The sequence below is a fragment of the Escherichia sp. MOD1-EC6475 genome (assembly GCF_003046645.1).
In the GTDB taxonomy this organism is placed as follows: Bacteria; Pseudomonadota; Gammaproteobacteria; order Enterobacterales; family Enterobacteriaceae; genus Escherichia; species Escherichia ruysiae.
Window position 1 is genome coordinate 20,887 of sequence record NZ_PZKQ01000058.1, and the last position, 6,450, is coordinate 27,336.

At 48.5% G+C, this 6,450-nt stretch carries 9 protein-coding genes; 6 read left to right on the forward strand and 3 right to left on the reverse strand.

Features of this window, described 5'->3' with window-relative positions; all coding sequences use genetic code 11:
• Window positions 1-44 precede the first annotated feature (44 nt).
• Entirely contained in the window at window positions 45-992 is a 948-nt protein-coding gene (gene fmt / locus A7589_RS18815; protein WP_000004447.1) for a methionyl-tRNA formyltransferase, read from the reverse strand.
• A gap of 14 nt (window positions 993-1,006) precedes the next feature.
• Window positions 1,007-1,516: a peptide deformylase gene (def, locus tag A7589_RS18820; protein WP_000114984.1), complete on the reverse strand. Its 510-nt coding sequence runs from the start codon at window positions 1,514-1,516 to the stop codon at window positions 1,007-1,009.
• A 129-nt stretch (window positions 1,517-1,645) separates the two neighbouring features.
• On the opposite strand from def, the gene dprA reads away from it, so the two are divergent.
• From dprA to A7589_RS18850, 6 genes are read left to right on the forward strand one after another with little or no spacing between them, the layout of a single operon-like run.
• Entirely contained in the window at window positions 1,646-2,770 is a 1,125-nt protein-coding gene (gene dprA, locus A7589_RS18825) for a DNA-protecting protein DprA (RefSeq protein ID WP_000228559.1), read from the forward strand.
• Window positions 2,742-3,215 carry a DUF494 family protein Smg gene (gene smg, locus A7589_RS18830; protein ID WP_000460672.1) on the forward strand — a complete coding sequence of 158 codons (474 nt, stop codon included), beginning with the start codon at window positions 2,742-2,744 and terminating at the stop codon, window positions 3,213-3,215. Before dprA ends, smg begins: the two co-directional genes overlap by 29 nt.
• 28 nt (window positions 3,216-3,243) lie before the next feature.
• The gene (locus A7589_RS18835) at window positions 3,244-3,786 is read left to right on the forward strand and encodes a DNA topoisomerase family protein (RefSeq protein WP_010357255.1); all 543 of its coding nucleotides are present in this window, start codon (window positions 3,244-3,246) and stop codon (window positions 3,784-3,786) included.
• A 4-nt stretch (window positions 3,787-3,790) separates the two neighbouring features.
• Window positions 3,791-4,363: an L-threonylcarbamoyladenylate synthase type 1 TsaC gene (tsaC, locus tag A7589_RS18840; protein WP_010357257.1), complete on the forward strand. Its 573-nt coding sequence runs from the start codon at window positions 3,791-3,793 to the stop codon at window positions 4,361-4,363.
• Between the two features lie 4 nt (window positions 4,364-4,367).
• Complete coding sequence (aroE, locus tag A7589_RS18845; RefSeq protein WP_105282824.1) at window positions 4,368-5,186, forward strand: shikimate dehydrogenase; 819 nt, start codon at window positions 4,368-4,370, stop codon at window positions 5,184-5,186.
• Window positions 5,183-5,440: a DUF1488 family protein gene (locus tag A7589_RS18850; RefSeq protein ID WP_001070587.1), complete on the forward strand. Its 258-nt coding sequence runs from the start codon at window positions 5,183-5,185 to the stop codon at window positions 5,438-5,440. Before aroE ends, A7589_RS18850 begins: the two co-directional genes overlap by 4 nt.
• Here A7589_RS18850 and A7589_RS18855 read toward each other — a convergent pair.
• Window positions 5,416-5,970 carry a gamma carbonic anhydrase family protein gene (locus A7589_RS18855; protein WP_001285641.1) on the reverse strand — a complete coding sequence of 185 codons (555 nt, stop codon included), beginning with the start codon at window positions 5,968-5,970 and terminating at the stop codon, window positions 5,416-5,418. The genes A7589_RS18850 and A7589_RS18855 overlap by 25 nt on opposite strands.
• Window positions 5,971-6,450 lie beyond the last annotated feature (480 nt).

Below are 6,450 nucleotides of genomic sequence, written 5' to 3' on the forward strand. Positions count from 1 at the left end.
AAAATAAAAATGCCCGGTAAGACCGGGCTTAGAAGAGTGGACTATCAGGCCAGACGGTTGCCCGGAACAAACCATTCCCGACGAGAATTCAGGAGGTCTTGCGCGCGCATCGCTTTCTTACCCGCAGGTTGTAACGAGAGCAGGTTCAGGATGCCATCACCAGTTGCAACCTGGATGCCTTGTTTGTTGGCTTCAAGGATCGTTCCTGGTGCAGCGTTGGTTGCCGTATCAATGACCGACGCTTTCCAGACTTTAACCGGCTGTCCTTCAATTTCCAGCCAGCTCATTGGCCATGGATTGAAAGCGCGAATGCAGCGTTCAAGCTGTGCTGCCGAAAGTGACCAGTCAATACGCGCTTCTTCTTTACTCAACTTTTCCGCGTAAGTGACAAGAGTTTCGTCCTGAACTTCTGGTTTCGCCGTGCCGTCTGCCAGTTGTTTCAACGTGGTGATAAGCCCTTGTGGGCCAAGCTCTGCCAGTTTGTCGTACAGCGTACCACTGGTATCTTCTGCGGTAATCGGGCAGGAGAGTTTATAAAGCATGTCGCCGGTGTCCAAACCGACATCCATTTGCATAATGGTCACGCCAGTTTCTGCATCACCCGCCCATAACGAACGTTGGATTGGCGCGGCACCGCGCCAGCGAGGCAGCAGTGAACCATGAACATTGATACAGCCGAGACGTGGCATCTCCAGCACAGCTTTAGGCAGAATCAGCCCATAAGCGACGACAACCATAATATCAGCTTGTAGATCGGCGACCAATTGCTGGTTTTCTTGTGGACGCAAGGAAACAGGCTGAAAAACGGGTAAGCCTTTTTCTTCAGCCAGCACTTTGACCGGACTGGGCATCAGCTTTTTGCCGCGTCCTGCTGGTCGGTCAGGTTGGGTAAACACGCCAACAACGTTATGTCCAGAAGACAACAGCGCGTCAAGATGACGCGCTGCAAAGTCAGGTGTACCCGCAAAAATAATACGTAGTGATTCTGACACGTTAATTCTTATCCTTAAGCCCGGGCTTTCAGACGATCCAGTTTTTCAACTTTCTGACGAATACGTTGTTGTTTTAGCGGTGACAGATAATCCATAAACAGTTTACCAACCAGATGATCCATCTCATGCTGAATACAGATGGCTAACAGACCGTCTGCTTCCAGTTCAAATGGTTTACCGTCGCGGTCCAGGGCGCGAATTTTCACTTTCTCTGCGCGCGGTACTAAAGCACGTTGTTCAGGGATCGACAGGCAACCTTCTTCAATGCCTGTTTCGCCGCTTTTTTCTAAAAGCTCCGGATTGATTAACACCAACCGTTCGTCACGGTTTTCCGAAACATCAATAACAATGATACGTTGATGGATATCAACCTGGGTTGCCGCCAGGCCAATACCTTCTTCTGCGTACATCGTCTCGAACATATCATCGACGATACGCTGAATTTCTGCATTCACTTCTTCTACCGGTTTAGCAACTTTGCGAAGCCGCTCGTCCGGAATATGTAACACTTGCAAAACTGACATAAATCTCCAGAGATGTGTTCAGGAGTTAGAAAGATTATTTCTTCTATTCTAGACAAATCCCCCTCTGATTGACAGCATCACTGACCAATCGCAAAGATTGCTAAGGCTGCTTATGGCAGGGAGATAAGGATGGTCGATACAGAAATTTGGCTGCGTCTGATGAGCATCAGCAGCTTGTACGGCGATGATATGGTCCGTATGGCTCACGCGTTGGCGAAACTACCACACATTGATGTTGTTATATTGCAACAAGTAGGGCTTTCATTACTGCAGGCACAGCGTTTCCTCTCTTTTTCGCAGAAGAGTCTGGATAGTGCGCTTATGTGGCTTGAGCAACCTAACCATCATTTTATCCCAGCGGATAGCGAATTTTACCCTCCTCAACTTCTCGCAACGGTTGATTATCCCGGAGCTCTGTTTGTTGCCGGGGAGCTTCCCGCATTGCGATCCTTTCAGCTTGCCGTCGTGGGAAGTCGTGCTCATTCATGGTATGGCGAGCGATGGGCACGATTATTTTGCGAATCGCTGGCGACACGTGGCGTAACGATTACCAGTGGACTGGCGCGTGGAATCGATGGTGTGGCGCATAAAGCGGCGGTACAGGTAAATGGCGTTAGTATTGCGGTGCTGGGAAATGGACTCAATACCATTCATCCGCGTCGCCATATTCAACTCGCCGCTAGTCTGCTTGAACAGGGTGGTGCTCTCGTCTCGGAATTTCCCCTCGATGTTCCACCCCTTGCTTACAATTTCCCACGAAGAAATCGTATTATCAGTGGTCTAAGTAAAGGTGTACTGGTGGTAGAAGCTGCTTTACGCAGTGGTTCTTTAGTGACAGCACGTTGTGCGCTTGAACAAGGGCGAGAAGTTTTTGCCTTGCCCGGTCCATTAGGGAGTCCGGGAAGCGAAGGGTCTCACTGGTTAATAAAACAAGGTGCGACTCTTGTGACGGAACCGGAAGAAATTCTGGAAAATTTGCAATACGGACTGCACTGGTTGCCAGATGCCCCTGAAAATTCATTTTATTCACCAGATCAGGAAGACGTGGCATTGCCATTTCCTGAGCTCCTGGCTAACGTAGGAGATGAGGTAACACCTGTTGACGTCGTCGCTGAACGTGCCGGCCAACCTGTGCCAGAGGTAGTTACTCAACTACTAGAACTGGAGTTAGCAGGGTGGATCGCAGCAGTACCCGGCGGCTATGTCCGATTGAGGAGGGCATGCCATGTTCGACGTACTAATGTATTTGTTTGAAACCTATATTCACACAGAAGCTGAGTTGCGTGTGGATCAAGACAAACTTGAACAGGATCTTACCGACGCAGGATTTGATCGAGAAGATATCTACAATGCCCTGCTTTGGCTGGAAAAGCTTGCGGATTATCAGGAAGGACTGGCAGAACCGATGCAACTGGCCTCTGATCCACTCTCCATGCGTATTTATACCCCTGAAGAGTGTGAAAGACTGGACGCCAGCTGTCGTGGGTTTCTGCTTTTCCTTGAGCAAATTCAGGTGCTTAACCTTGAAACCCGTGAAATGGTGATAGAGCGAGTGCTCGCGCTGGATACCGCAGAGTTCGACCTGGAAGACCTGAAATGGGTAATCCTGATGGTGTTATTCAACATTCCGGGCTGCGAAAATGCGTACCAGCAAATGGAAGAATTACTCTTTGAAGTGAATGAAGGTATGCTGCATTAATTATTTCTTTAATTCAGCATAAGTTGTTATGGCGAAATCAGCACTGTTCACGGTGCGTAATAATGAGTCCTGCCCAAAGTGCGGGGCTGAACTGGTTATTCGATCCGGGAAACACGGTCCGTTTCTTGGATGCTCACAGTATCCGGCGTGTGACTACGTCCGTCCTCTGAAGTCTTCAGCGGATGGACATATCGTCAAAGTTCTGGAGGGGCAGGTTTGCCCTGTATGTAGCGCAAATCTGGTATTACGCCAGGGACGCTTTGGTATGTTTATTGGCTGCAGTAACTACCCTGAATGCGAACATACTGAACTTATCGATAAACCGGACGAAACGGCAATTACATGTCCCCAATGTCGGACGGGCCATCTGGTCCAGCGCCGCTCCCGTTATGGCAAAACATTCCACTCCTGTGATCGCTACCCGGAGTGTCAATTTGCTATTAACTTCAAACCAATAGCCGGAGAGTGCCCTGAGTGTCATTATCCGCTACTCATCGAAAAGAAAACCGCGCAGGGTGTTAAACATTTCTGTGCCAGTAAACAATGTGGAAAGCCGGTTTCGGCGGAATAATAACGTGAATAATAACCTGCAAGAAGACGCTATCGTGGCTGCGGTAGATGTCCTCAATGAAGAACGTGTCATCGCCTATCCAACGGAAGCCGTTTTCGGTGTCGGGTGCGATCCTGATAGCGAAACTGCAGTGATGCGACTGTTGGAGTTAAAACAGCGTCCGGTTGATAAGGGGCTGATTTTAATCGCGGCAAATTACGAGCAGCTCAAACCTTATATTGATGACAGTATGCTGACGGACGCGCAGCGTGAATCCATTTTTTCTCGCTGGCCAGGTCCAGTTACCTTTGTCTTTCCCGCGCCGGCGACAACACCGCGCTGGTTAACAGGCCGCTTTGATTCTCTTGCTGTACGAGTCACCGACCATCCGTTGGTGATTGCTTTGTGCCAGGCTTATGGTAAACCGCTGGTTTCTACCAGTGCCAACTTGAGTGGATTGCCACCTTGTCGAACAGTCGACGAAGTTAGCGCACAATTTGGTGCGGAGTTCCCGGTTGTGCCTGGTGAGACGGGGGGGCGTTTAAATCCTTCAGAAATCCGCGATGCCCTGACGGGTGAACTGTTTCGACAGGGGTAAGTTGATGGAAACCTATGCTGTTTTTGGTAATCCGATAGCCCACAGCAAATCGCCATTCATTCATCAGCAATTTGCGCAGCAGCTGAATATTGAACATCCCTATGGGCGCGTGTTGGCACCCATTAATGATTTCATCAACACACTGAATGTATTCTTTGCCGCTGGTGGTAAAGGTGCGAATGTGACAGTGCCTTTTAAAGAAGAGGCTTTTGCCAGAGCGGATGAACTCACTGAACGGGCAGCATTGGCTGGCGCTGTTAATACCCTCAAGCGGTTAGAAGATGGACGCCTGCTGGGTGACAATACCGATGGCGTAGGTTTGTTAAGCGATCTGGAACGTCTCTCTTTTATCCGCTCTGGCTTACGTATTCTGCTTATTGGCGCTGGCGGGGCGTCTCGTGGCGTATTACTGCCGCTCCTTTCCCTGGACTGTGCGGTAACAATCACTAATCGGACGGTTTCCCGCGCGGAAGAGTTGGCAAAATTGTTTGCGCATACGGGCAGTGTTCAGGCGTTGGGTATGAACAAACTGGAAGGACATGAGTTCGATCTCATTATTAATGCAACATCCAGTGGCATTAGTGGCGATATTCCAGCGATTCCAGCATCGCTTATTCATCCAGATATTTGTTGTTATGACATGTTCTATCAGAAAGGGAAAACGCCTTTTCTGACATGGTGTGAGCTGCAAGGCTCAAAGCGTAATGCTGATGGATTAGGGATGCTGGTGGCACAGGCGGCACATGCTTTCCTTCTTTGGTATGGTGTCCTGCCTGACGTAGAACCAGTTATCAAACAATTGCAACAGGAGTTGTCAGCGTGAATCAGGCCATCCAGTTTCCAGACAGGGAGGAGTGGAATGAGAGCAAAAAATGCGTATGTTTTCCCGCTCTGGTGAACGGTATGCAACTGACTTGTGCAATTACTGGCGAAAGTCTGGCGAATCGCTTTACAGGGGATACGCCAGAACAGTACTTAGCGAATTTTCGTCAGCATCGCTGGGACCTGGAAGAAGAAGCAGAAAGCTTAATTCAGGCTCAAAGCGAAGATGATCAAGGTTGGGTTTGGTTGCTTTGATCCAGATACTCGTCTTTCCATTTCACGTAGTTATTAGCTGAATAGCGTAACCCGGACTTTTCTTCATCAGTTAACGGGCGGATCTGCTTGACGGGGCTACCGAGATACAGATATCCGCTCTCCAGCCGTTTATTTTGTGGGACAAGGCTACCCGCCCCAATCATCACATCATCTTCTACTATTGCGCCATCAAGTAAAATTGAGCCCATCCCAACCAGCACACGATTGCCAATGGTGCAGCCGTGGAGCATCACTTTATGTCCAACCGTAACGTCTTCGCCGACGATCAACGGATTGCCTTGTGGATTAGCCGTTGATTTATGGGTCACGTGTAAGACGCTGCCATCCTGGATATTGGTTCGGGCGCCGATCTGAACATAATTAACATCACCACGAATTACAACAAGTGGCCAGATCCCCACATCATCGGCCAACCGAACATCACCAATAACCACACTACTACAGTCGATCATGACTCGCTGACCGATTTGTGGAAAAAGATCCCGGTATGGGCGTAGAGTGTCTGACATACTTACCTCAACGAAAAATGATTTATCTATGACTTTGGGTGCTTTATTAGCCTTGCGCAAGTGTTTTGCTATGTAAAAATGCGCCATTTTGCATGTGAATGCAGCAAAAAGGATGAAAAAACAACAAACAGAAAAAAAGATCAAAAAAGTGCTTGTGCAAAAAATTGGGATCCCTATAATGCGCCTCCGTTGAGACGACAACGTGAAACACTTCACAAGATGGTCGTAACAACGAAGAGAAAAAATCCTGAAATTCAGGGTTGACTCTGAAAGAGGAAAGCGTAATATATGCCACCTCGCGACAGTGGCTGAAAGCCGCGTCGCAACTGCTCTTTAACAATTTATCAGACAATCTGTGTGGGCACTCGAAGATACGGATTCTTAACGTCGCAAGACGATAAATGAATACCAAGTCTCAAGAGTGAACACGTAATTCATTACGAAGTTTAATTCTTTGAGCGTCAAACTTTTAAATTGAAG

Bases quoted from the DNA above. Each gene is read 5' to 3' on its own strand.
- A7589_RS18835 (WP_010357255.1), top strand. From the start codon at position 3,244: ATGGCGAAATCAGCACTGTTCACGGTGCGTAATAATGAGTCCTGCCCA.
- smg (WP_000460672.1), top strand. From the start codon at position 2,742: ATGTTCGACGTACTAATGTATTTGTTTGAAACCTATATTCACACAGAA.
- dprA (WP_000228559.1), top strand. From the start codon at position 1,646: ATGGTCGATACAGAAATTTGGCTGCGTCTGATGAGCATCAGCAGCTTG.
- A7589_RS18855 (WP_001285641.1), bottom strand. From the start codon at position 5,970: ATGTCAGACACTCTACGCCCATACCGGGATCTTTTTCCACAAATCGGT.
- def (WP_000114984.1), bottom strand. From the start codon at position 1,516: ATGTCAGTTTTGCAAGTGTTACATATTCCGGACGAGCGGCTTCGCAAA.
- aroE (WP_105282824.1), top strand. From the start codon at position 4,368: ATGGAAACCTATGCTGTTTTTGGTAATCCGATAGCCCACAGCAAATCG.